This window comes from Flavobacterium olei, from assembly GCF_039749035.1.
Lineage (GTDB): Bacteria > Bacteroidota > Bacteroidia > Flavobacteriales > Flavobacteriaceae > Flavobacterium > Flavobacterium olei.
Window position 1 is genome coordinate 335,653 of the sequence record NZ_JBDKWC010000007.1, and the last position, 25,173, is coordinate 360,825.

The 25,173-nt window shown below is 33.2% G+C and carries 21 protein-coding genes and 2 tRNA genes; 22 read left to right on the forward strand and 1 reads right to left on the reverse strand.

Annotated features, from left to right (window positions below; genetic code table 11):
• Window positions 1-86 precede the first annotated feature (86 nt).
• From ABEB31_RS19340 to ABEB31_RS19445, 22 genes are all read left to right on the forward strand, one after another.
• Entirely contained in the window at window positions 87-1,292 is a 1,206-nt protein-coding gene (locus ABEB31_RS19340) for an anhydro-N-acetylmuramic acid kinase (RefSeq protein WP_347053306.1), read from the forward strand.
• Between the two features lie 254 nt (window positions 1,293-1,546).
• On the forward strand, window positions 1,547-2,818 hold the full coding sequence (locus ABEB31_RS19345; protein WP_347053307.1) for an acyltransferase family protein: 1,272 nt from the start codon (window positions 1,547-1,549) through the stop codon (window positions 2,816-2,818).
• A 93-nt stretch (window positions 2,819-2,911) separates the two neighbouring features.
• Window positions 2,912-4,483 carry a glycoside hydrolase family 10-like protein gene (locus tag ABEB31_RS19350; protein WP_347053308.1) on the forward strand — a complete coding sequence of 524 codons (1,572 nt, stop codon included), beginning with the start codon at window positions 2,912-2,914 and terminating at the stop codon, window positions 4,481-4,483.
• Window positions 4,470-6,008: an MFS transporter gene (locus ABEB31_RS19355; RefSeq protein WP_347053309.1), complete on the forward strand. Its 1,539-nt coding sequence runs from the start codon at window positions 4,470-4,472 to the stop codon at window positions 6,006-6,008. Before ABEB31_RS19350 ends, ABEB31_RS19355 begins: the two co-directional genes overlap by 14 nt.
• 21 nt (window positions 6,009-6,029) lie before the next feature.
• Entirely contained in the window at window positions 6,030-6,371 is a 342-nt protein-coding gene (locus ABEB31_RS19360; protein ID WP_347053310.1) for a tetratricopeptide repeat protein, read from the forward strand.
• A 153-nt stretch (window positions 6,372-6,524) separates the two neighbouring features.
• The gene (locus tag ABEB31_RS19365) at window positions 6,525-6,974 is read left to right on the forward strand and encodes a GNAT family N-acetyltransferase (RefSeq protein WP_347053311.1); all 450 of its coding nucleotides are present in this window, start codon (window positions 6,525-6,527) and stop codon (window positions 6,972-6,974) included.
• A 2-nt stretch (window positions 6,975-6,976) separates the two neighbouring features.
• Window positions 6,977-8,587 carry a glycoside hydrolase family 3 protein gene (locus ABEB31_RS19370; protein WP_347053312.1) on the forward strand — a complete coding sequence of 537 codons (1,611 nt, stop codon included), beginning with the start codon at window positions 6,977-6,979 and terminating at the stop codon, window positions 8,585-8,587.
• A gap of 124 nt (window positions 8,588-8,711) precedes the next feature.
• Window positions 8,712-9,350 (forward strand): peroxiredoxin, encoded by a 639-nt coding sequence (locus tag ABEB31_RS19375; RefSeq protein WP_057119327.1) that lies wholly within the window; start codon window positions 8,712-8,714, stop codon window positions 9,348-9,350.
• A gap of 227 nt (window positions 9,351-9,577) precedes the next feature.
• The gene (locus ABEB31_RS19380) at window positions 9,578-9,886 is read left to right on the forward strand and encodes a thioredoxin family protein (RefSeq protein WP_007805605.1); all 309 of its coding nucleotides are present in this window, start codon (window positions 9,578-9,580) and stop codon (window positions 9,884-9,886) included.
• 104 nt (window positions 9,887-9,990) lie between these two features.
• Window positions 9,991-10,248: a DUF6952 family protein gene (locus ABEB31_RS19385; RefSeq protein WP_008462029.1), complete on the forward strand. Its 258-nt coding sequence runs from the start codon at window positions 9,991-9,993 to the stop codon at window positions 10,246-10,248.
• A 661-nt stretch (window positions 10,249-10,909) separates the two neighbouring features.
• On the forward strand, window positions 10,910-11,407 hold the full coding sequence (gene tpx / locus ABEB31_RS19390) for a thiol peroxidase (protein ID WP_347053313.1): 498 nt from the start codon (window positions 10,910-10,912) through the stop codon (window positions 11,405-11,407).
• A 9-nt stretch (window positions 11,408-11,416) separates the two neighbouring features.
• Window positions 11,417-11,791, forward strand: a complete 375-nt coding sequence (locus tag ABEB31_RS19395; RefSeq protein ID WP_347053314.1) for a diacylglycerol kinase — start codon at window positions 11,417-11,419, stop codon at window positions 11,789-11,791.
• 18 nt (window positions 11,792-11,809) lie between these two features.
• Window positions 11,810-14,260 (forward strand): FtsK/SpoIIIE family DNA translocase, encoded by a 2,451-nt coding sequence (locus ABEB31_RS19400; RefSeq protein WP_347053315.1) that lies wholly within the window; start codon window positions 11,810-11,812, stop codon window positions 14,258-14,260.
• Window positions 14,261-14,267: 7 nt separating this feature from the next.
• Entirely contained in the window at window positions 14,268-14,960 is a 693-nt protein-coding gene (gene lolA1, locus ABEB31_RS19405; protein ID WP_347053316.1) for an outer membrane lipoprotein periplasmic chaperone LolA1, read from the forward strand.
• Window positions 14,961-14,968: 8 nt separating this feature from the next.
• Window positions 14,969-16,420 (forward strand): LptF/LptG family permease, encoded by a 1,452-nt coding sequence (locus ABEB31_RS19410; RefSeq protein WP_347053317.1) that lies wholly within the window; start codon window positions 14,969-14,971, stop codon window positions 16,418-16,420.
• Between the two features lie 5 nt (window positions 16,421-16,425).
• Window positions 16,426-17,559: a 3,4-dihydroxy-2-butanone-4-phosphate synthase gene (ribB, locus tag ABEB31_RS19415; RefSeq protein WP_347053318.1), complete on the forward strand. Its 1,134-nt coding sequence runs from the start codon at window positions 16,426-16,428 to the stop codon at window positions 17,557-17,559.
• A 1-nt stretch (window position 17,560) separates the two neighbouring features.
• Window positions 17,561-17,959: an acyl-CoA thioesterase gene (locus tag ABEB31_RS19420; protein ID WP_184167062.1), complete on the forward strand. Its 399-nt coding sequence runs from the start codon at window positions 17,561-17,563 to the stop codon at window positions 17,957-17,959.
• Between the two features lie 140 nt (window positions 17,960-18,099).
• Window positions 18,100-18,184 (forward strand) — tRNA-Ser (locus ABEB31_RS19425).
• A 145-nt stretch (window positions 18,185-18,329) separates the two neighbouring features.
• Window positions 18,330-18,414, forward strand: a tRNA-Ser gene (locus tag ABEB31_RS19430).
• A gap of 229 nt (window positions 18,415-18,643) precedes the next feature.
• Entirely contained in the window at window positions 18,644-21,292 is a 2,649-nt protein-coding gene (locus tag ABEB31_RS19435) for a sensor histidine kinase (RefSeq protein ID WP_347053319.1), read from the forward strand.
• Window positions 21,285-23,555, forward strand: a complete 2,271-nt coding sequence (locus ABEB31_RS19440; RefSeq protein ID WP_347053320.1) for a hypothetical protein — start codon at window positions 21,285-21,287, stop codon at window positions 23,553-23,555. The genes ABEB31_RS19435 and ABEB31_RS19440 overlap by 8 nt, the downstream gene beginning before the upstream one ends.
• Complete coding sequence (locus ABEB31_RS19445; RefSeq protein ID WP_347053321.1) at window positions 23,545-24,714, forward strand: DNA cytosine methyltransferase; 1,170 nt, start codon at window positions 23,545-23,547, stop codon at window positions 24,712-24,714. Before ABEB31_RS19440 ends, ABEB31_RS19445 begins: the two co-directional genes overlap by 11 nt.
• Before the next feature lie 79 nt (window positions 24,715-24,793).
• Here ABEB31_RS19445 and ABEB31_RS19450 read toward each other — a convergent pair whose 3' ends face one another.
• Entirely contained in the window at window positions 24,794-25,096 is a 303-nt protein-coding gene (locus ABEB31_RS19450; protein WP_347053322.1) for a hypothetical protein, read from the reverse strand.
• Window positions 25,097-25,173 lie beyond the last annotated feature (77 nt).

A 25,173-nucleotide genomic window follows, 5' to 3' on the forward strand; every position in this document is an offset into this window, starting at 1 on the left:
AACAAGCGAAACGCCTTTTACACGGTTTCAAAAAACTATGTCTCTATGTGTTGAAAATTATTAAGCTATTTTAAAATTGCACTTTCATGAACAAAAATATAAACGCACTTTATCAAATTGCTCAAAAGCAAAGCCGAAAAATAATCGGTCTTATGTCTGGAACTTCGCTTGACGGATTGGATATTGCACTTTGCGAAATTTCCGGGTCAGGCGTTGATACCGATGTAAAATTACTTCAGTTTGAAACCGTTGATTATTCGGAAGAAATAAAAACTGAAATCCGAAAAGTCTTCGCCCAAAAAACGATCGATTTTCAGCATTTGGTTTTACTCAACGAATGGATTGGTTTGCTGCATGCTGAAATGATAAACAAAAGTTTAAAAAAATGGAATATTGATTCCAAAGAAGTAGATTTAATTGCCTCTCACGGACAAACCGTTTTACATGCACCTAAGTTTTTACATAAGCAGGAAAAATTCCCAAATGCTACTTTGCAAATTGGCGACGGCGATCATATTGCTGTAAAAACGGGAATTATAACGCTATCCGATTTCAGACAAAAACATGTTGCAGCCGGTGGCGAAGGCGCGCCGTTAGCTGTTTACGGCGATTATTTTCTCTTTGGGAAAGAGGGAGAAAACCGCATTATGCTCAATATTGGCGGAATTGCCAATTTTACGTATCTCCCAAGCGCGATAAATGCCGAAGAGACTTTTGTAACCGACACTGGTCCTGGAAATACACTTATCGATCTTTTTGTAAAACAATATTTCCTGGATAAAAGTTTTGACAAAGATGCCGAAATAGCTAAACAAGGTACGGTAAACCAATCCCTTTTAGAACATTTAAAAGACAATGCATTTTTTAAACAAGATTTTCCGAAAACCATTGGTCAGGAACTTTTTGGTTTTGATTATGTTACTATTGCTTTGGCTAAAAGTGATAATAAAAACATTACACCTCAGGATTTATTGGCGACTTTGACACGGTTTAGTGCCGAAACGATCGCAGAAGCCATTCAGTTTGCCTCCAAAAACAGTAACCGTAAAATAGAAGATTTCAAAATTTATGTTTCAGGCGGAGGTGCACACAATCCATTATTAATAGAATGGCTGAAAGAATTATTGCCTTGTCAGTTTAATAAAACCAACGATTTAGGAATAAACAGTGATGCCAAAGAAGCGATTTTGTTTGCTCTTTTAGCAAATGAAACAGTTGCAGGAGGAGATTTCAATTTCGGAACTGCAAAAATTCCGTCAGTAACCATGGGGAAAATTTCTATGCCGGATTAAATTTTTAAACATATAGAATCATAGATTTTGGAATGAAGAAAAGGCATTTCACTTGTTAAACAAACATAGACGTTGTGTTATTCTACGAAAAACTTTGTCAAAGTTTAAAACTTTGTCAAAACTGCTAAACACCAAGCTATTTTGGAGAAATGAGTTTCTCTTCCTTACTCTTTAGCAATAAGATGTATGCCCATAAAGTTTTTAAAATAATTTTAAAGTCAACAAAAAATAAACTATCAACAAACCAAAAAACCATGACAAAAGAACGTTTAACCTCACTTGATGTATTTAGAGGATTTACTATTTTCCTGATGACGATAGTAAACAATCCCGGAAGCTGGTCTTCGATTTATCCGCCATTAGAACATGCAGAATGGCACGGCTGTACACCAACCGATTTAGTTTTTCCTTTTTTCGTATTTATAATGGGAACAGCAATACCATTTGCTATGCCCGTGAAACATCTGGACAGCGCTGTTTTTAATAAAATTTTAGTCCGTTCTCTGCGAATCTTTTGTTTAGGATTATCTCTGGGCTTTTTTGGCAGAATTCATTTGTTTGGTCTGGAAGGAATTCCGCTTTTGGCTTTGAGACTTATTATTTTCTTCGGAATTGCTTATGCACTTTTGGGAAATTTTACTTTAAAAGTCAAAACTTATCTGGTTTTCGCAATTTTAACCGTATTACTTTTTCTAACCTACAGCGGCTTGGAAGGATTTGAAGACGTTAGAATTCCCGGTGTTCTGCAAAGAATCGCCATTGTTTATTTTTTTACTTCGCTTTTGTATTTGAAAACGAATTTAAAAACACAACTTCTTGTCGGAGGATCAATCTTAGTTGGATATTACCTATTAATGGCTTTTGTTCCCGTTCCCGGATTTGGAGAAGCCAACTTTGAAAAAGGCACCAATCTTGCTGCATGGCTGGATAATTTGGTTTTAAACGGGCATCTATGGAGCGTTTCCAAAACATGGGATCCCGAAGGAATTTTGAGTACTTTACCGGCAATCGTAACCGGAATTACCGGAATGTTTATCGGACAAATTTTAAATTTACCTGTTCCTAAAATCGAAATTATAAAGAAACTGTCTATCGCCGGAATCGTTTTATTAGTTTCCGGATTACTCTGGAATATCATTTTCCCAATCAATAAATCGCTTTGGACCAGTTCGTATGTATTATACACGGGCGGAATCGCAACCATTTGTCTCACTTTACTTTACTATATTATTGATGTAGCAGATTATAAAAAATGGGCTAAATTATTTTTAATCTGGGGAGTAAACCCTATGATTGTCTTTTACTTTTCAGGCATAATTCCGAGGGTTTTGGGTTCTGTTAAAATGCAAAATCCCGAAACGGGTGGCGAAGAAATCAGCCTTCAGTCTTATATCTACAATTTTGGGATTGTGCCCAACTTTGAAAATCCATTAAATGCATCATTGGTTTATGCATTGTCTTACGCCGCATTCTGGTCTGTGATTCTATGGATTTTATATAAAAGAAAACTGATATTTAAAGTTTAGGTTTTTTAGAAAAAATGGTATTATAATTGCGAAACTTAAATTTCTTATAATCATCTAAAAAAACTATTTTTGGTTTTTGTTAAAAACTTTAAAATGCATAAAAATCAGTCTCTAATATTCTCTGCCCTATTTATTTTGCTCGTTTCGACGATCTCATTTGCACAGGAAACCATAATGCATCCTAAAAACGAATTCAGAGGTGTTTGGATTGCTACCGTTGTCAATATCGACTGGCCAAAAACTGCCACAGATAACGTAGAGAAAGAGAAAGCTGATTATCTGGAAATTTTAGAAACTTATAAAAAATTAAATTATAATGCTGTAATCGTTCAGGTTCGAAGTGTTGGAGATGCTATTTATCCTTCTGAGTTTGCGCCATGGTCGCGTTTTCTGACGGGAAAAGAAGGTGTAGCGCCCAATCCTTATTACGATACTCTGGCGTGGATGATTGAGCAGGCACACAACAGAGGATTTGAATTTCATGCCTGGCTGAATCCGTATCGTGCTACTTTCGATTTAAATAAAAACTTACTAAGTCCCAGCCACGATATTTTCAAACATCCCGAATGGATGATAGAATATGGCGGAAAATATTATTACGATCCTGCTCTGCCGGAAGTTCAGGAACATTTGACAAAAGTGGTTAAGGAAGTTGTGGACAAATATGACATTGATGCGATTCATTTTGATGATTATTTTTATCCGTATGCAGTTGCCGGAAAATCATTTAACGACACCGCTTCTTATAAAAAATATGGTGCCGGATTAAGCATTGGAGACTGGCGCCGTGCGAATGTGAGCAACTTTGTGCATACTATTTCGACAACCATAAAAGACAGCAAACCGTGGGTTCAGTTTGGTATCAGTCCGTTTGGAGTCTGGAGAAATAAATCTAAAGATCCAAGAGGTTCAGAAACGCAATCAACATCCAATTATGATGATTTGTATGCTGATCCAATGTTATGGATGGATCAAAAATGGATTGATTATATCATGCCGCAATTGTATTGGAGTATGAATAATCCAAGAGCTTCTTATTCAAAATTAGTAAAATGGTGGGCAGAAAATGCTAATAACACGGCTGTTTATATCGGACACGCGCCATACAAAATCAGAGATGACGGAGATAAAAGCTGGAATTTTGCAACTGAGATTCCAACGCAGGTAGATTATGCACGAAGTTTTAAAAACGTTTCCGGAAGCGCTTATTTTAGTGCCAAATGGTTTATGGGCAAAAATTTTGATGTTGTCCGTCTGTTAGAAGAAAATCAATATAAATATCCCGCACTTCCTTTAGCCGTTCCGAATTTGAGACATGTTATAATTGATACTCCAAAAGTTTTAGAATACAGCAAAGACAGCATCAAATACACTTTTACAATCAAAAGTCCTCTCAATACAAAAGTGCGCTATATGGTAGTTTATGGCGGAGAACACATTTCTAAAATTGATAGTAACGATGCTACAAAAATTATAGAAAAAGTTACGATAAAAGAGGAAGATGGTAAAATCACTTTTTCTATCGCAGGCGGAAAACTGAATTTATACAAAGCCTGTGCCTTAACCTTTATTGATTATTATGCGAACGAAAGTACGCCAACCGCAATAGACTTAAAAAAACCATTTAAAAATTATATCCCCGCACAGCCAAATGAAAACAGATAATAAACCGTGGTTCTGGATTCCGCTTTTAAACTTTGCATCTGGTTTTCCGTATGTTATCATCATTTCCGTATCTGTATTGATGTATAAGAAATTAGGAATCACTAACGAAGATATTGGTTTATATACAAGTTTATTATATCTGCCTTGGGTCATTAAACCATTATGGAGTCCTCTAATTGAACTTTACGGAACAAAACGTAAATGGTTTTTAGCAATGCAGCTAATTATTTCAATTGCTTTCTTAATTGTTGGGTTTACCATACCGGTAAATAATTTTTTCATATTAACTCTGGCGGTATTCTGGGCAGCAGCCTTTGCTTCAGCATCCAACGATATTGCAAGTGATGGCTTTTATCTACTTGTTCTGCCTAAAGAAGAACAATCTTTTTTTCTAGGAATTAGAAGTACATTTTACAGAGCATCAATGATTGCAGGAAATGGACTGGTAATACTTTTAGCAGGATATCTCGAACATAAATACGGAGATAATCAAAAAGCATGGTCATACACTATGATTATAGTCGGATTATTTATGACTGTAATTACAGTGTATAATTTTATTTTTACACCAAAAAATGAAGTTAAGCTTTCTGAAATTAAAAAAGATAATCACCAAAATTTTGCTACTGTATTTATAAGTTTTTTTAAGAAAAAACAAATTCTTATAGTTTTACTCTTCATTCTTGTTTTTAGATTGGGAGAATCTCAATTACTTAAAATGCTGACTCCTTTTCTTGTTGATCCAATTAAATATGAATTAGTTGAAGCAAGCTCAGATCAAAACGAAAATAATGCATTGGCGCTATACAATCAAAAAGTAAAAACAGGCCAAACACTTACAAATTCAGAACTGCAATTATTATATTCTAAATTACCATTAAAAGCTCAAACCAGAAACGAAAAAAAACCTTTACTGGAAACTAAAGCAAAAACTGAAACCGAATATAAAAAAGCAAATGATGTTAGAATTAAAATCATCGATAAATTAATTTCTTCTAAAAGAAACCAAGAAGTTCTTCAAAAAGGCGGAATGGGACTTGACACTGAAGATGTGGGTCTAATTTACGGAACTTTTGGATTAATTGCGCTAACCATTGGTGGAATTCTGGGCGGAATCGCTATTTCAAAACAAGGTTTAACAAAATGGATGCTGCCAATGTTTTTGGCAATGCATCTTCCTATAATTGGTTTTATCCTTTTGGCTTTCTTTCATCCAACATCCATTTATTATATTTATGCCGTTGTAATTCTGGAACAATTTGGTTACGGATTTGGTTTTACCGGTTTTATGATGTATCTGATTCATGTTGCCGAAGGAGAATCTAAAACAGCACATTACGCATTGGCAACCGGTTTTATGGCATTAGGAATGATGCTTCCGGGAATGATGAGTGGTTATATTCAAAATTATTTAGGCTATCAAAACTTCTTTATTTGGGTTTTTATTGCCACAATTCCAGGTCTGATTTTATCACGTTTTTTAATATTCCCGAAAGATTTTGGGAAGAAGCAAGAAGAAGTTTAATCCCAAATCAAACTTTAACCTATGGAAATTAATGAAAATTTGCAGACCGAACGCAATCTGAAAGGAAGTGAGTTCGAGAAAACCGGAAATCTGGAAAAAGCGATTGAGTTATATGAGGAAAATGTCGCAGAAAGCTTTAAAGGAAATCACCCTTACGATCGTTTAGCAACAATTTATAAAAATCAGCTCGATCTCGAAAACGAAATTCGGGTTTTAGAAAAAGCAATTGTGGTATACGAAGAAATTACAATTGAAGACCGTTTAGAAGGTTTACCAAAACTTTTCCGTTTTAAAAATCGATTAGAAAAAGCAATTGAAACTAAGAAACAATTAGCTAAACAAAAGAAAGCTAAATTGAAATAGAATATATTAAATATATAGAAACATAAATTTTTTAGTTTGTTTGGAAAAGTAAAAAGAGAAACTCCTTTCTCAACACATAATAAACTTTGGCAGCTTTGTCAAAGTTTGAAACTTTGACAAAGCTTTGCGTAGAAAAAACAAATGCAATAAAATATGATTAATATTAAAAGAACCAGTTCAGACGATATTGATTTTATAAAACTTGTAACTTTATTAGATCAGGATTTAGCAATTAGGGACGGCGAAGATCATGCGTTTTACAATCAGTTTAATAAAACTGATAAAATAAAACATGTTATTGTTTATTATGAAAATAATGTTCCGGTTGGCTGCGGCGCTTTCCGCGAAAAAGAACCTGGAAAAACAGAAATCAAACGCATGTATGTGCATCCGCATCACCGCAAAAAAGGAATTGCATCTGCGATTTTGGCAGCACTCGAAATCTGGGCGAAAGAAGTGGGTTATACTTATACCATTCTGGAAACCGGAAAAAATCAGCCGGAAGCGATTAACTTATATCAAAAATTAAATTATACCATCATACCCAATTATCCGCCTTATGAAGAAATGGATAATAGTGTTTGCATGAAAAAGACCTTATAACAATGAAAATTACTGCCGAAGAATTACGAAAAAAAATAGGACAATTTTTCTTTCCCGCCGTCTTTATCAACGATACCGAAGAAAATATTCAGGAAACCGAACGTTTAATAAAAGAACACAATATTGGCGGACTGACTTTTTTTCACAGCCGTGCAAGCGCTGCAACGAATTACGAAAGCAAGAAAAAAATTGTTTTCAACGATGACAGTTACGAAAAAATCAAAGCCCTTATTATACGTTATCAAAAAGCGGCTCCTACTCCACTTTTAATCAGTATTGATGCCGAATGGGGTTTGGCAATGCGTATCGAAAAAACACCACAATATCCGTATGCAATAACGCTGGGTGCTTTACCTGAAAACAAATCTGATTTAGTTTACGAAGTCGGAAAACAAATTGGACTGGATTTAAAAGCCGCCGGAATTCACTACAATTTATCGCCTTTGGCAGACATCAACAATAATCCTGATAATCCTGTAATTGGTTATCGCTCTTTTGGTGAAAATAAAGAAAAAGTAGCCCGTTTTGCCGTTGAATATTTAAACGGAATGTCAGAAGTGGGCGTTCTTGGTTGTCTGAAACACTTTCCCGGACATGGAAATACCAATGTAGATTCGCATTTAGGATTGCCCGTTTTAAAAGAAACTCTGGAAGAATTACTGGAAAACGAATTATACCCTTTTATAAAAGGAATCGAAAACAAGGTCGACTCTATTATGATTGGACATTTGGCCGTTCCGAGCTTAAATAACGGAAAAAATACATCGGCAACATTATCAAAAGCCGTTATTCAGGATTTATTGAGAGATCAATTAGGTTACGACGGTTTAGTGATTTCTGATGCCTTAAATATGCACAGCGTTTCTAAATTGTACGAAAGAAAAGGCGAACTGGAATGGGAAGCTTTCAATGCCGGAAATGATGTTTTATGTTTTGCAGAAAATGTTCCGGAAGGAATTGAAGCCATTTACAAAAATGCTTCACCGGAGCGAATTTTACAAAGTTATGAAAGAATCAGAAAAGCAAAAGAAAAAGTCGGAATTCTGTCTCAGGATAATTTTGCATCGGGCGAATTAAATTTCGAAAAGACAGCTGAATTAAATTTTAAAATTGCGCAAAATTGTAGCACAAAGATCATTGATAACGGGATTTCAGATTTGATTTTTAAATCTCAAAAAAACAACAAGCTTGCCAAACTAAGTTTATATAAGAATACCGAAAATACATTTTTCAAAACCTTAAATTCAGAATTAATTTCGCCGGAATTTGCTTTCGAAAGTCCTGAAAATAATATTTCTGAAATCGAAAAAAATCTGCAAAACTTCGAAACTCTTTTAATTGCTTTATTTCCGCCAAAAGCGAAACCCTTAAATAATTTTGAGATTGACGATCAGGTTTTCGAATTGCTTTCTAAACTTCTACAAACCAAAAAATGCATTATTTATGTGTTTGGAAATCCGTACGTTTTGCCTTTAATTCCAAATCTTAGTAAAGCTTCAGGACTCATTCAGCTGTATCAGGATTTTACAGAATTTCAAAAAACGGCTGCAATTCAGATTTTAGAAAATAAGTCTTATGTGGGTGTTCTTCCCGTAAATATTGATATTCAATAGTTTACATCGTTAAATAGTCAAAACTTATCAACTTATAAATTTTTATAATCACATCTTATTGTAACGACACTCACTTATGCCCTACTTTTGCACCAGAATAAATTTTTAACGTAAAACGAAAAATATGTCTTTAGTAGGAAAAAAATTCCCAAGTATTGCAGTAGATGCTATTTCAGAAATGGGTGATAATTTAAAAATCAACATTTTTGAAGAAGCAGTTAACAACAACAAAAAAGTACTATTGTTCTGGTATCCAAAAGATTTTACTTTTGTATGTCCAACAGAATTACACGCCTTTCAAGCTGCATTACCAGAATTTGAGCAAAGAAATACAATCGTTATCGGAGCTTCTTGCGACACAAACGAAGTACACTTTGCCTGGTTAAACACACCAAAAAACAATGGTGGAATCGAAGGTGTAACTTACCCAATCTTAGCAGATACAAATCGTAACCTAGCTAACATTTTAGGTATTTTAGATATCGAATCTACAAGTTACAGCGAAGATACAGATTCAGTAATCATTGAAGGTTCAAACGTAACTTACAGAGCTACTTACCTAATTGACGAAACTGGAAAAATCTTCCACGAAAGTGTTAACGACATGCCATTAGGACGTAACGTAAACGAATACTTAAGAATGGTAGACGCTTACACACACATCCAGACTAAAGGTGAAGTTTGCCCTGCAAACTGGGAAGCTGGTAAAGAAGCAATGTCTGCTGACAGAGTTAGTACTGCTGAATACTTAAGCGCAAACTAATTTTTTATAAAGGTACAAAGGTTCAGAGGTGCATAGCAGCAAAGGTTTTTACTGCATAAACACACAAGACTTCTCTGAACCTTTGCTACTTTAAAAATTCACTCTAATTAAATAAGCAAAGGTAAAATCCAAGCAAATATATTTTGCAAAATACCTACCTATACAAAGTTTCCAAAAACTTTGCCCCTTTGAACCTTTGCGCCTCTGAACCTTAAAAAAAGAAACAAATGTTAATCGACTTAAACGAAGATACGTTAGCAGATTTAGTTGCTAAAAACGAAAAAGTAGTAGTACAATATTCAGCTTCATGGTGTGGGAATTGCCGTATTATGAAACCAAAATTCAAAAAATTAGCCACAGAAAATGAAGCTATCACTTTTGTTTTGGTTGATGCAGAAAATTCTCCTGAATCAAGAAAATTAGCCAACGTAAGCAACCTGCCAACTTTTGCTACTTTCGTAAACGGGCAGTTAGTGGGAGAAACACAAACGAACAAACAAGAAGTTTTAATCGATCTTGTTAATGCAATTGCTTAATTTAGATCGTTAGACTGTCTTAGAATTTTAGACTTCTAAATATTGTCTAAAATCTAAAAAAGTCTCACAAATCTAATGTCTAAAAATCTAAGAAAGTCTAAATTATGAAATTACCGGTAATTAAGCATTTAACGCAATTCATCGAAGAAAACGATCAGGATTACATTATAGAAACAATTGAAGTTCTGGAAGCCATGACCGAAATTCCTTCTCTTAAAGACGAAGAATTAGACGTAATCGGCGAACTGATTTCAAATATGTACGGCGCCCTTGAAGTACAGAAACTAGTTGCTCAGGGAACCGACAAAAAAGAAGCTTTAAATACGTTTATGAAACGTGTTTTAGGTTCCATCGATAAATAATCGAGCCTCTTTTTCAAAGAAAAAACAAAAAAACATGACGGAGAAAGCGTTTCTATTTTAGGGACGCTTTTTTATTTTTAGTCCTTAGTAATTAGTTCTTAGTCCTTAGTCCTTAGTAATTAGTTCTTAGTCCTTAGTATTTAGTTCTTAGTTCTTAGTCCTTAGTATTTAGTTCTTAGTAAGTCACTTTTGTCAGGCTGAGCGTCCCGAAATTTCGGGACGCTCAGCCTGACAAGGTTGCGAATAAATCTAAAATCTACATTCTTAAATCTTAAATCTTAAATCAGTTGGGCGAGCCACCATTAGAAAAAGGGGCTAATCTTGCAGGTCTATATTCGCCCCTTTTACTAATGCTGTCGGGCTATCCACGCTACTTCGGTAGCTTGCTCCTATCCCTCTCGCGTGCAAACGTTTTCAAAAGATGTTTCTGTTTTCATTTCACACAATATGGTCCTGACAAAAATGAGAGTAAAATTATATGCACAATAATATCATGCATTTTAAAGTTATCAATGAAAATAATTGGCAAATAAAAACACCAATACGTGAATTCGTGGCTATCCAAAAACCATTCTTAATCTCTCCTTAAACGCATAACAAATACTTTTAGATTCAAATTTTAATCCTTACTTTTGAACCTCATTAATTTTAAACAAAAAACATGGCATCTATCACATTAGGAGGAAATCCGGTACATACATCAGGCGAATTACCAGCAGTTGGATCTCAATTAGCTGACTTCAAATTAGTTCAAAACGACTTATCTGTAGCTTCATTAAGTAATTTTGCGGGCAAAAAATTAGTTTTAAATATTTTCCCAAGTGTAGACACAGGAACTTGTGCAACATCTGTTAGAACATTCAACGCCAGTGCAAGTAATTTAGAAAACACAACAGTTTTATGTATTTCGAGAGATTTACCATTTGCTCAAAAACGCTTTTGTGGTGCCGAAGGATTAGAAAATGTTGTCAACTTATCTGATTTTCAAACTGGTGCATTTGGTAAAGCAAACGGTTTAGAAATCGTTGACGGACCTTTAGCAGGTTTACACTCCAGAGCTATTATTGTAGTCGATGAAAACGGAAAAGTACTGCATACAGAACAAGTTGCTGAAATTGCAAACGAACCAAATTACGAAGCTGCTTTAGCTGCACTATAAGATCCTATAATGGAATTTCAAAAAGACAATACTTTTGTTACAGGTCGGTTAAAAAGCACAAAATATGCTTTGCAGGGAGCTGTAAAATTGATAAAAACAGAACACAGTGTTATGGTCCAGTTCTCATTGGGAATTATTATGACCATAGCCGGGTTCTATTTTCATATTTCACAAACCGAATGGCTATGTCAGACATTAGCTATCGGTTTGGTTTTAAGCATAGAAGGATTAAATACGGCAGTTGAAAAAATTGCCGATTTTATCCATCCTGATTACAGCAAACGAATCGGATTTATTAAAGATATTGCTGCCGGAGCGGTATTTTTTGCCGCAATGACTGCAATAGCAATAGGCTTGATTATTTATATTCCAAAATTTATTTAGGCAAAGGAAAACGCAAGAATGGCAAAAAATAAAAAAGAAACTGCAGATAAAAAAAACGAAAAACAGGAAGGAAACAAAAGATCTTTTAAGATGTCAAAACAACAAAAATTTGTTGTTGGTTGTCTTTTGGTTCTTTTTTCTATTGCCCTTTTGGTGGCATTTATTTCTTTTTATGTTAACGGACAATGGCAAAACGATCAGAGTGTCGTAGACCAGCTTGGTGACCGTACAGAGGTTGCAGAAAACTGGCTCGGAAAATTCGGCGCTTATTTAGCCGACATCATTATCTACAAAGGTTTCGGAATTGCCTCGTTCGTTTTTGTACGTCTCATTTTCTTAACAGGAATGTTTCTGGCGTTGGAACTTTCTACCCAAAAACTTAAAAACACCTGGTTTTGGGACATTTTTGCTATTATAATTGTATCCGTTTTATTTGGTTTTTTTGCCACTTCTGCTCCCGAACTTGGAGGAACAATTGGTTACGAATTAAATTTATTTCTGCAGGATTACATTGGAAAAACAGGAACGTTATTAACCCTTCTTTTTGGTTTAATAGTGTATCTGATTTTTAAAATTAAAGTTTCTCCGGAAAAAATTCAATCCTATTTTGATTCTACGAAAAAACAACTGAAATCTGAGTTTGACACATTTAAACCAGCTGCCGCTCAACCGGAAAGTGCTTATAATTTAGAAGAATTCGCCGTTGAAGAACCGGAAAGCGATCCCGAAATTGATGAAATCCACATCAAAACAGCCGATTCTCAATTTGAAATCAACAAAGAAGCTTTAAAACCAACGATATCCCACTCTTCTGAAATTGAACTGAATCCGGTTTTAAAACCAATTGCCCCAAAACAGGAACTGCCTTTAGTTTCACCGGATGAGGCTTTTGTAATTGAAAAGGCAGAAGAAGAAGATATTATAGAAGAAAACCTGGCTTCGCGCCTTGTGGCCGATTTCGGGTTATTTGACCCGACTTTGGATTTATCGAATTATAAATTCCCAACCATTGATCTATTAAAAGAATATTCAACTGGCGGAATTACAATCAATCAGGAAGAATTAGAAGAAAATAAAAACAGAATTGTAGACACACTTCGTAACTACAAAATCGAAATTGCACAGATTAAAGCAACCGTTGGACCTTCTGTAACCTTATACGAAATTGTTCCTGAAGCCGGTATCAGAATTTCTAAAATTAAAAGTTTAGAAGACGATATTGCGTTGTCATTATCTGCATTAGGAATTCGTATTATTGCGCCAATTCCCGGAAAAGGTACTATCGGTATTGAGGTTCCGAATAAAAACCCAACTATGGTTTCCATGAAAAGCGTTATCGGAGCCGCTAAGTTCCAGGAAGCTGAAATGGAATTGCCTATTGCATTAGGAAAAACCATTTCTAACGAGACTTTTGTTGTCGATCTTGCCAAAATGCCTCACTTATTGATGGCGGGTGCAACCGGACAGGGAAAATCGGTTGGATTAAATGCAGTTTTAACTTCGCTTTTATACAAAAAACATCCTGCGGAGGTGAAATTTGTTTTGGTCGATCCGAAAAAAGTGGAGCTTACTCTTTTCAATAAAATTGAAAGACATTATTTGGCCAAACTTCCGGATACAGAAGATGCGATCATAACCGATAATGCGAAAGTTGTCAATACTTTAAATTCACTTTGTGTGGAAATGGACAATCGTTACTCTTTATTAAAAGATGCGATGGTTCGTAATATAAAAGAATACAACGATAAATTTAAAGCTAGAAAATTAAATCCCGAAGCAGGTCATCGTTTCTTACCCTATATCGTTTTGGTGGTAGATGAGTTTGCCGATTTGATTATGACGGCAGGAAAAGAAGTTGAAGTTCCTATTGCGCGTCTGGCACAGCTGGCCCGTGCGATTGGTATTCACCTGATTATTGCCACGCAAAGACCTTCTGTAAACGTTATTACAGGTTTAATAAAAGCCAACTTCCCGGCAAGGATTGCTTTTAGGGTAACCTCTAAAATTGACTCCAGAACTATTTTGGACACACAGGGTGCCGACCAGTTAATTGGACGAGGAGATTTACTCTATACAAACGGAAACGATGTGGTACGTGTTCAGTGTGCTTTTATCGATACTCCGGAAGTTGAAAAAATCACTGATTTTATCGGTGGACAAAAAGCGTATGCCAATGCTTATTTGCTTCCTGAATTTGTTGGGGAAGAAAGTGGCATTAATCTTGATATAGATATTTCCGAAAGAGATACTTTATTTAGAGAAGCCGCAGAGATTATAGTCAATGCCCAGCAAGGTTCTGCTTCTTTATTGCAGCGAAAATTAAAATTAGGATACAACAGAGCCGGTCGTTTGATTGATCAGCTGGAAGCAGCAGGTATTGTTGGTCCGTTTGAAGGCAGTAAAGCCAGAAGTGTAAACATCCCGGATTTAAGTGCTCTTGATCAATTTTTTAATAATGAACAAAATTAATCTTATCATGAAAGCAAATTTTCAAGAAATCAACAACAATTCTATCACAAACAGGACTAAAAAGTTTTTGCAAATAGGCGTTTTATTCCTTTTGAGCTTCACTTCTATTCAGGCTCAGGATAAAAAAGCAAAAGATTTATTGAACCAGGTGACTTCAAAAATAAAAAGCTACGACAATATTGTTATTGACTTTAAATATTCTTTAAACAATGCTAAAGAAAATATCAATCAGGACAGTAAAGGAAATGTTACCATGAAAGGAAATCAGTATGTACTGAATTTTATGGGCGTTACTAAAATTTTTGACGGGCAAAAAACCTATACAATTGTACCTGAAGATGAAGAAGTTACTATATCTAAAGTAAATGAAAAAGATGACGCTGCGATTACGCCGTCAAAAATGCTTACTTTTTTCAATTCCGGCTACAAATACAATATGGATATTGTTCAAAATGTGAAAGGAAGAAAAATTCAATACATAAAATTAGCTCCGACCAATACCAAAGATCAGAGAAAAGAAATTTTGTTAGGTATTGACGTTCAGACCAAACACATCTATAATTTGATTGAAACAGGAAAAAACGGAACAAAAACAACTTTAACCGTTAATTCTTTTAAAACCAATCAGCCATTATCAAAAAATCAATTTACCTTTGTAGCGAGTAAATACCCGAAATACTACATTAATAAATTAGATTAATTACAAGGTTGAAAATTTTAGACAAATACTTACTAAAAACTTTTCTGATTACATTTACTACGGTATTTGTAATCCTTTTTTTTATATTCATATTACAGACTGTCTGGCTATTTATCTCAGAACTTGCAGGTAAAGACTTAGATTTATTACTGGTTGTTAAATTCCTGCTTTTCTCAATGCCGCGTATTATTCCGCTGGTTTTGCCGCTTTCAGTTTTGTTGGCTTCGATAATGACTTTCGGAAATCTTGCCGAAAATTATGAATTTGCTGCCATGAAATCTTCCGGAATTTCTTTACAGAGAGCCATGCGGGTTTTAATTGTATTTATCTGTATTTTAAGTATTGTAGCGTTTTGGTTTGCCAATAACGTTATTCCGTATGCAGAATATAAATTTGTCAATTTTAGAAAAAATATTGCACAAGCGAAGCCGGCAATGGCAATTGCTGAGGGACAGTTTAACGATGTTGGCTTTTATAATATTAAGGTCAACAAAAAGACCGGAGAAAACGGAAATCACCTGACGGGAGTGACGATTCACGAAAAGCCTAATAATATGGGCGAAAACAAAACGGTTATCAAATCGAAAACCGGTGAATTGATCAGCAGTGAAAAATCAAGCATTCTGCAATTGGTTTTAAATGATGGTTATTATTACCAGGATGTTACTCCTAAAAAATATGAGGATCGTGCAAAATTGCCTTTCGTTAAAGGAAGGTTTAAAAAGCAGATCATCAATATTGACTTATCTGAACTTAATAAAGTAGATGACAGCAAAGAAAGTATTGCCGGTACAAACGCCATGCTTAACGTTAATGAATTGCGATATACACTGGATTCCTTAAATAAAAATCTGGACAATGAGATTGTTTCGTTTTCTGAAAACATCAATCAGCGCGTTGGGATCAGAAAAGCACCTCCATCAATAAAAAGAGATTTTAAGAAAAAACAACTGCCCAACAATCTAATGTCGATGTACACGAACAAAGACAAAGTTGATATTTTGAAAATGGCAGGAAGCAATCTTACAAGTAATATTTATTCGATAGAAACGACACAAAAGGACTTAAAGGATAAACAACGTGATATTAACAAGCACCTGAGTGCCTTATACGAAAAATTCGTAATTGCGTTTGCCTGCTTTCTAATGTTTTTTATCGGAGCTCCTCTGGGTGCTATTATCAGAAAAGGCGGACTTGGGTTACCAATCGTATTCGCTGTTTTAATCTTTATTACTTTCCACTTCATCAATACATTCGGAAAAAGATTATCTCAGGAAGGCGGTATCACTCCGTTTTTGGGATCATGGATGTCGTCGTTTATTCTGACGCCACTGGCCGTTCTTTTGACCTACCGCGCCACAAACGACAACGGATTAATTAATTTTGATGCGATTACAACTCCGATCTCACAACTATTTCAGAAAATTTCCGAGCGGTTTTCACCAGCTCAAAAGCAATAATAATTATGTCAACAACTAATATACAACTGAATACCATTGAAGAAGCCATAGAAGACATTCGTCAGGGTAAAGTAATCATTGTAGTCGATGATGAAGATCGCGAAAATGAAGGCGATTTTTTGGCTGCTGCCGAAAAAGTAACACCGGAAATGATCAACTTCATGGCCACTCACGGACGCGGCTTAATCTGTACACCACTTACCGAAAGCCGTTGCAAGGAACTGGATTTGCGTGCTATGGTTAGCAATAATACAGACCATATGGAAACTGCTTTTACCGTTTCTATTGACTTAAAAGGTCATGGCGTTACCACCGGAATCTCTGCTGCAGATCGTTCTAAAACAGTTGAAGCCTTGGTTGACCCGAATACCAAACCACATGATTTGGCTCGTCCCGGACATATTTTTCCACTGATAGCCAAACAAGGAGGCGTTTTAAGAAGAACCGGACATACAGAAGCAGCAATTGATTTTGCCCGATTAGCCGGATTTAAACCGGCCGGAGTTATCTGCGAAATTTTAAACGAAGACGGAACCATGTCACGTTTGCCTCAATTGATAGAGGTGGCTAAAAAATTCAATTTAAAATTAGTTTCTATTGAAGATTTGGTTGCCTACAGAATGCAACACGACAGTCTTATCGTTAAAAAAGAAGATTTTGATATTGAAACCCGTTTTGGGACTTTCAGATTAAGAGCTTACGAACAAACGACCAACAAACAAATTCATATTGCTTTAACAAAGGGAACCTGGAATTCCGGAGAACCTATTTTAACACGCATCCACTCTTCGCAGGTAAACAATGACCTGCTAGGCACATTGACCAACAATGCAGAACAGCAGCTCGATGACATGTTTAAGGTAATTAACGAGAATGGAAAAGGCGCTGTTATTTTCATCAATCAGGATATGACGGCGGTAAATCTTTTAAATAGAATTTCTGAACTTAAAACCTTGCAGTCCAGCGGAACTTTAAAAGCTCCAAAAGTAATTATTGACAGTAAAGATTACGGAATTGGCGCGCAAATCCTGCACGATATTGACATTTCTAAAATCAGACTGGTTTCTAATACCGAACAAACCAAACGCGTTGGGATGATTGGTTACGGACTTGAAATTACAGAATACGTAAACTATTAATATGGGAACAGTAGAAGAAAGAATCCAGAAATCTGAAACGCGTATTTTTAAGGCTGTTTTCCCAAGTACAACTAACCATTACGACACTTTATTTGGCGGAACTGCTCTCCATTTAATGGACGAAGTAGCATTTATCTGCGCTACCCGTTTTAGCAGAAAGAAAGTCGTAACGATTTCGACCGGCCAGATCGATTTTAAAAAAGCGATTCCGGCGGGAACTTTAATCGAATTAGTGGCAAAAGTAGACAGCGTTGGGCGAACGAGCTGTAAAATTCATGTTGATATTTTTATGGAGCAAATGTATTCTGAGCTGCGCGAAACGGTGGTTTCAGGAACTTTTTCGTTTGTTGCAGTGGATGAAAATAAAAAACCAACACCTATTTTAGACGATTTAGAGTAATTTTTTAAACTTTCTATTTTTCGGAAATACTGATAATTAGACACTTGAAAATTATTTTAAAAAAGTCGCTAAAAAAGTTTTGAGAACCGAAAAAGCGTCTTATATTTGCACTCGCAATCACAAAATGATAGCAACATACTGGAGAAATGGCAGAGCGGTCGAATGCGGCAGTCTTGAAAACTGTTGACTGTAACAGGTCCGGGGGTTCGAATCCCTCTTTCTCCGCTGACTTTGAAACCCTTAACTTTGTTAAGGGTTTTCTTTTTTTATGCCCTATAATTTTATTGCAAATAGTAGCTAAAAAAGTTTTGAGAACCGAAAAACCGTCTTATATTTGCACTCGCAATCAGAAAATGATCTGCAACATACTGGAGAAATGGCAGAGCGGTCGAATGCGGCAGTCTTGAAAACTGTTGACTGTAACAGGTCCGGGGGTTCGAATCCCTCTTTCTCCGCTGGATTTTAGGAAACCTTCAACTTTTTAGTTGGAGGTTTTTTTTATACTAGTTTTTATCGTTAAGTTTTTGTTTTTGAACCAAATTATATTATATATTTGAAATTAATAGTTTTTATATTACATAAAAATATTATACTTTAATTTTTATTTTTTACACTTATTAACTAATTATAAAAACAATAATATCTTTACTCAATTATACAATCATCTAATTCTTTTTTTCTCAAATGAAATTTACATATAACTCAAGAATAATAAGACACCTTGGATATGAACTTATTACCTCAGATGCCGTAGCATTGACCGAACTTATAAAAAATTCATATGATGCTAAAGCTAATAAGGTCTTAATTAATTACTTCACAGATATTGAAACTATCAATTTTAATGATTTTGATAGACCTATTGATACTGTTATTCATAACGAATTAAAAAAAATCAATCCTTCAGGCATTCTTACTATTGAGGATAATGGAAAAGGTATGGATTTCAATACACTTAAAAAAGGTTTTTTTGAAATTGGTTCTACCGTAAAAAAGGATGAGAAAAAAAATCAACAAGAAAGCGATAATACTATTATTTTAGGAGATAAGGGAATCGGACGACTTGCATCGCAAAGAATTTCTCCTATTTTGATTGTTGAGTCGTACGATGATATTGAAAAAGAAATAAATGTCGTTGTTGTAGAATGGTCTAATTTTTTTTCAGGGGACGATTATGATGCTCCTGAATATAAAATAAAAAATCAAAATATTCAATCATATACAAGATTATGGCTACTAGGAAGTGGTGACCAAAAACTGGAATTTTCTAAATTTTTCGAAATAAAAGATTTATTTGAAGGTGGTGACATTTTTGGCAATCTTGGAAAAAAACTAGGTAATTACAATTCTATCAAAGAAGATCTAAATTCCGCATTAAGTTTTCTATACTCTCCTTTTGAAAAAGAAAATTCAGTGTTAAATTTAATAATAAAGTCGAATTCTCAAGAAGTTAAAATAGATTTTAGTCAAGAAGTATTAAAAGTAGCAGAGACTAAGCACTCATTTGATACAGAAATTATATTAGACGAAAATAATAATCCGTCAGATTTAAGATTTAATTTAAGAATGGATATTAAACCTTGGTTTATTGAAAGAATACATCAAAATATATTGGGAGACGTTTTATTTAGAAGTTATAAACTAGACTCAAAAGGATATCAATCTATTCTTGATAAATATTTGGAACAGTATAAAAAGAATTTGTCAGATATATTTCTTTTAAGTGATGCTTTTGTAAGATGGAATAAAAAATATAATGATGAGCTTACATCTTCATTTAAATCGGCTCTAATCAAAATTGCTCCAATTCAAGGTCAAATTTATTCTTTTAAGCGCGACCAGTCACTAATGAGCATGGCTCGAAAATCTGCACTAGATAATGGATATATCGATGATACAACAAAAATAAACTATAGTATTCGTCCGTTTTTAGAATCAAATAATGGAATCAAATTATATAGAAATTCATTTAGAATTGGAACTATTGGAAATAAAGATAATGATTGGCTTCAATTACAACAAAGAAGAACATCTGGGCAACAATTTTTTAGGTTCGAATTAGGTAATGTAGTAGGATATATAAAAATTAATGATAAAAAACAAGAATATATATATGAAACTAGTTCTAGAGAACACTTAACTGATAACATATATGTTGATTCATTACAAAAAGCATTAACTGAAATTCTTGAAATATTTTCACCAACTTTTAACAAACGAGCTGTTGAATTGACAAAACATATTTTAGACATTGAAGGATTAATACCTGAGAATAGTGAAAAAGAAGTTCAGAGGGAAGTTGATAAGTCTAAAATTTTACTAGAAGATGCCAAAAGAAATATACAACTTATAAGCGGAGCTTTTAAAACGATTAAAGATAAAATTGATTTAGATACTGATGAAAAAATAAATACAGTTAGAAATGTTTTAAAAAAATTAGAAGTTGTAACAGATAATTTTGAACAAAACGTTGACGATACTCAAAAATCATTGGAAAGTGCAAATTTATTACTTGCAATAACACGAGAAGAACAGAACCGCGTAAAAACAGAAGCCTATAATAATTACAAATTAATGGCTAATGGGCTAGTTACAGAAGTTATCACCCATGAATTACATTCAATGCTAAGTAATTCTGAGGATGAAGAAAAAAAATATGATCAACATATTAAAACAGTTCAAAATTATTTTCTCGAAAATGGACTATATGATTTAAATAAAACTCATTTTAAACCTGTAAAAGATAAGTTTGAACATCTTTACAATAGAATGGGTGATTTGAGTAAATTTTATTCTTTTTTAGAAAAGACATTTATAACAACAGAAGGGAATAGAATTTTACAACCAACTGAGTTAAAATCTGAACTGGAAATTATTAACGAACGTTTTTTATTCAGAACTAAGAGACATAATATTGATATAACTTTTGATGATGTTTCAAATGTATGGGAAGTACCAAAAGGTGCTTTGCTACATGTTTTTTATAATTTAATCGACAATTCAATTTACTGGATAAAGCAAAGACAATCATTAGAAAAATCAATCCCCACATACAAAAGAGAAGAAAAAGATTTTATTATAATTAGAACCACATCTAATAAAACAATAGAGTTTTTTGATAGCGGAACTGGTGTTGTAGAGAAATATCAGGATATTCTTTTCAACGAATTAGTTTCTGGTAAAGAAAATGGACGAGGAATGGGATTATATATAGTGAGACAGTTTTTAAAATCTTTTGGAGGAGATATTAAATTATTAGATTCAAAAAATGAATATGGTAATCGCTACATTTTTGAAATTAGTATAAATGATTATATAGAAGAACATGAGTAAATTTAAGGAACTAATAAAGTCATTAAAAGCTTATACAATTGTTATTATTGAAAATGAATTTACCCTAATAGATGATTCTTTAAAAATCTTAGCTTTCTATTGTTTAAGTCACGAAAACATTTCTAATAGAATAGACGAATATCTTTTAAAATATAATTTTACTGAAATAAAAGATTTATTAAAAAAATTTAAAGATAATTTTGAAAAATTACCGCACGATGAAGAATTAATAAATCAAATACCGGCAATAGATAATTTTGAACACTATTTGATAAAAATAAATAGTAAGAAAATCTTAGATGCTTTTGATTTAAAATTATTTGAACAAATAATTAGTGCTGATACAGATAATTTCATTAGAAAAATTTTTCTCAAATTTGGTGCTGTAAATACTTATCCAAATAATCAATATGATGAAATAATTCAAGAGATAAAAGAAATTAAAAATTCCGAAATATTATTTTTTAATCAAGTTCCTGCACGGACTGAATTCGAAGACTTCATTAATGACATAAAAAATAGCCTGATATTAACAGAAAGTAATTTTTATCTTTGCTTGATTGATAAAAGCTTAGGAAGTGGAGATGATGCTACAGGCAAAGATTTTGCACTAAACGATCTTTCAAATCTTAATAAAGAAAATAAACTTAATTCTATTTGTTTTATTTATACAAGTAGGCCTTCGCAAGTCGATCCTCCAACTGAACTAGAACATTATTATGCACAGGAAATTGCAAAAAATTCGCCACCAAATTTTGATGAAATTACTCAAGTTTTAGCTCAATCTGCTTACGCTACAGTTTTTAATAATATCCATGAGAATATTAAAGAAAGCGCTAAAGTTTCATTGAGTGCTGTTTTAAAAAATCAAAAAAATATAAAACATATTGTTAATGAATCTCATAATGAAGGGATTCCTCCTTATGACTCTGTAAAATATTGGTACAATCTTTTAACTCAAAAGACTTTTGAACAAAAAGAGACGAGTGATTATTCATATGTTGCTTCTTTATCATCTTTTTTTAAAAATGAGTTTTTAAATGATCACCCAAATATTTCTGAAATAGACAAAGAAATTAGGGATCTGAATAACTATGAGCAATTTGATGATAATGTTAATATAAAACATTTACCAATTTCTCCAGGCGATATTTTCAAAATCAAAAATGAATACTACATCCTTGGCGGACAATTATGCGATACATTAATTAGAGGAAAAAAACTAAAAAGAAATTATATAACAGGTGAGTTGCTTAAAATAAAAATTTCAGATGAAGTTTTAAATGGAAAATATAATATCGATACTGATGGAAAAGTAAAAAAAATAAAAATCTGTAACTTTAATTTAGAAGGGGTTTTAAAAACATTAGAAATAGATATTTCAACTACTAATACTTACTTAATTGAACTTGAAACACTAGATTTGTGTTGTTTAAATAATGATGGTAATTCAAAAATTAATATTGCCCAAGATATAAACGAAAATATTTTAAGATTACTGCCAGATTATGGAAATGAATATTTCAAAAACATAAAAGATTTCTTCAAAGAAAAAAATATAAATAAGCTTAGACAAATATTAAACAATATCCAATTATATAATCCACTTTTAATTTCTAAAATCGATTTTTCTAGAAAAGGAAAGGTAATTAAATACGATATACAAAGACTGTCAAGATTAAAGGGAAGATATTATGATTCTCTTTATAATAATATTTTAAATAATAAAGGTAGAATAGATCTGAATTTAATAGACAATAGTAACGAAACTGCGACATCTTGTAAATTAATATTTTCGCTCCCTGGTGGAGAAAACTTAGAAATTCTAGATTTTAATTTATGGTCATCAAGAGGTCGTGTTTTTATAACTAAAAAGGACTTAGTTAATGAGGTAAATCAATATTCTGAATTATTAAGTTTGTGCAATGATGAAGAATTGTTCGGTGAAAACAAAACTCAATATAATATAAAAATAAATGGGAGCATTATAGAATTACAATATAAATATCAATTAGATGAAAAAAAATACCATGGAAAAGCTAACTTCTCTTACGCCGATTTTTTTAAGAAATTAAACGCAGACGATGATGATACCTTTACATTATTAGAGACAAACACAACTTTTGGCATCAGAAATGATAAAGGGCACCCTACAAGAGTATTTAGTATCGACGAATTAAAAAAAGGCATCTGCTTTCATCATGAAAAAATGACTATTAGGTTAATTAACGGAATTATCAAAAGAGAACCAAATGCAGAATAAAACATACAAAATCTTATCACTTTTTTCTGGTGGTGGATTTCTAGATTTAGGATTTATTAATCAAGGATTTCAAATAGAGGAAGCTCTTGAAATAGAGCCTTATTTTATTAGTGCATATAACCATGGTATGACCAGTTACTTTAATAAATCGAATAATCACTATATTAAAAATAACTTAATTGAACATAAAAACATATCCAGGCCTAGAGATGTTTCTAGTATAGTTGAACAAAATAGATTAAAAGATAACTACAAGGATATCGTTGGGATTATCGGTGGTCCACCATGTCAAGACTATTCAGTTGGCGGAAAAAATGGAGGAATCGAAGGAGAAAGAGGAAGATTAATTTATAGTTATTTTAAAATAGTTCAAGACCTAAAGCCAGGCTTCATGTTTTTTGAAAATGTTGAAGGTCTTTATAAAACCAAACGGCATAGGGAATCATTTAATGCATTTGTAGAAGATATAAAAAATGAAGGTTATTATGTTTATCATGATTTATTGAATGTATTAGAATATGGTTATGCACAAGACAGATCTAGAATTGCGCTTGTAGCTTTTAAAAAAGAAATCATTGATACATTAGTGTTAAATGGTTTTGATTATATAAATGATAATGATTATTTAAAATTTGGCGATGATAATAATTTAGTATTTAAATGGCCAAAACCATTATTCAAAACCCCTAAGTTATTAGACTGGCCAAAAAAATGGAATTTTGGTAATAAAAAAGTTATTGTCCAAGACCATAATATTATAAGATTAACAGTGAAAAATGCTTTCGAAGGACTAAATTCTAAAACTCCTAATCAAGATGAGTATTTTCAACCTAAATCAACTAAATTTAAAACAGTTGAAGAAGGAAATACAGATAGAAAGTCTTTTAAAAGACTTCATCGTTATAGATACAGTCCAACCGTTGCATATGGCAATAATGAAGTTCACTTACATCCTACAAAAGAAAGAAGACTTACAGTAAGAGAGGGGCTAAGACTTCAAACTGTCCCAGATGAATATGTTTTACCTAAATCAATTCCTTTAACGCCAAAATTTAAACTAATAAGTAACGGTGTTCCGACTGCCAAGGCAGAATTAATAGCAAAAGAAATCAGACACACTTTGAATAATTACTCTAAATGTCTTGATAAAAAATTATAATATCTTTTCGAAAAACCTTTCTACAACAACTTAAGAAACCTCATAAATTATTTATTATGAGGTTTTTACACTTTTAAACTTATTTCTTCACCCCAACCCTCCAAACCTCATCCAACAACTCCATCTCATCATTCGGCAACAACTGTAAAGCAATTTCAATCAAAACCATGGCATCTGGAAAAGCTTTACCGGAAGTTTCCGCTTGAAGTAAACTAATACTTCCTTTCATTAGAGAAGAAATCATGATATTTAATTCGCTATAACAAGACACTTTTAATGTTGCGTCAAACGAATTATTATTGGGCTTTAGAGTTTTAAAATAATTTACTTTACTCATTAATTCTAATAATTCTGTTAGCGATTCTTTTTGTTGTGTTTCCATATTTTCGATTCTCATTTAGACAATTCAAATTTGAATCTTTATTTCGGAATAAAGGTTATCACATATGATAACAAGGC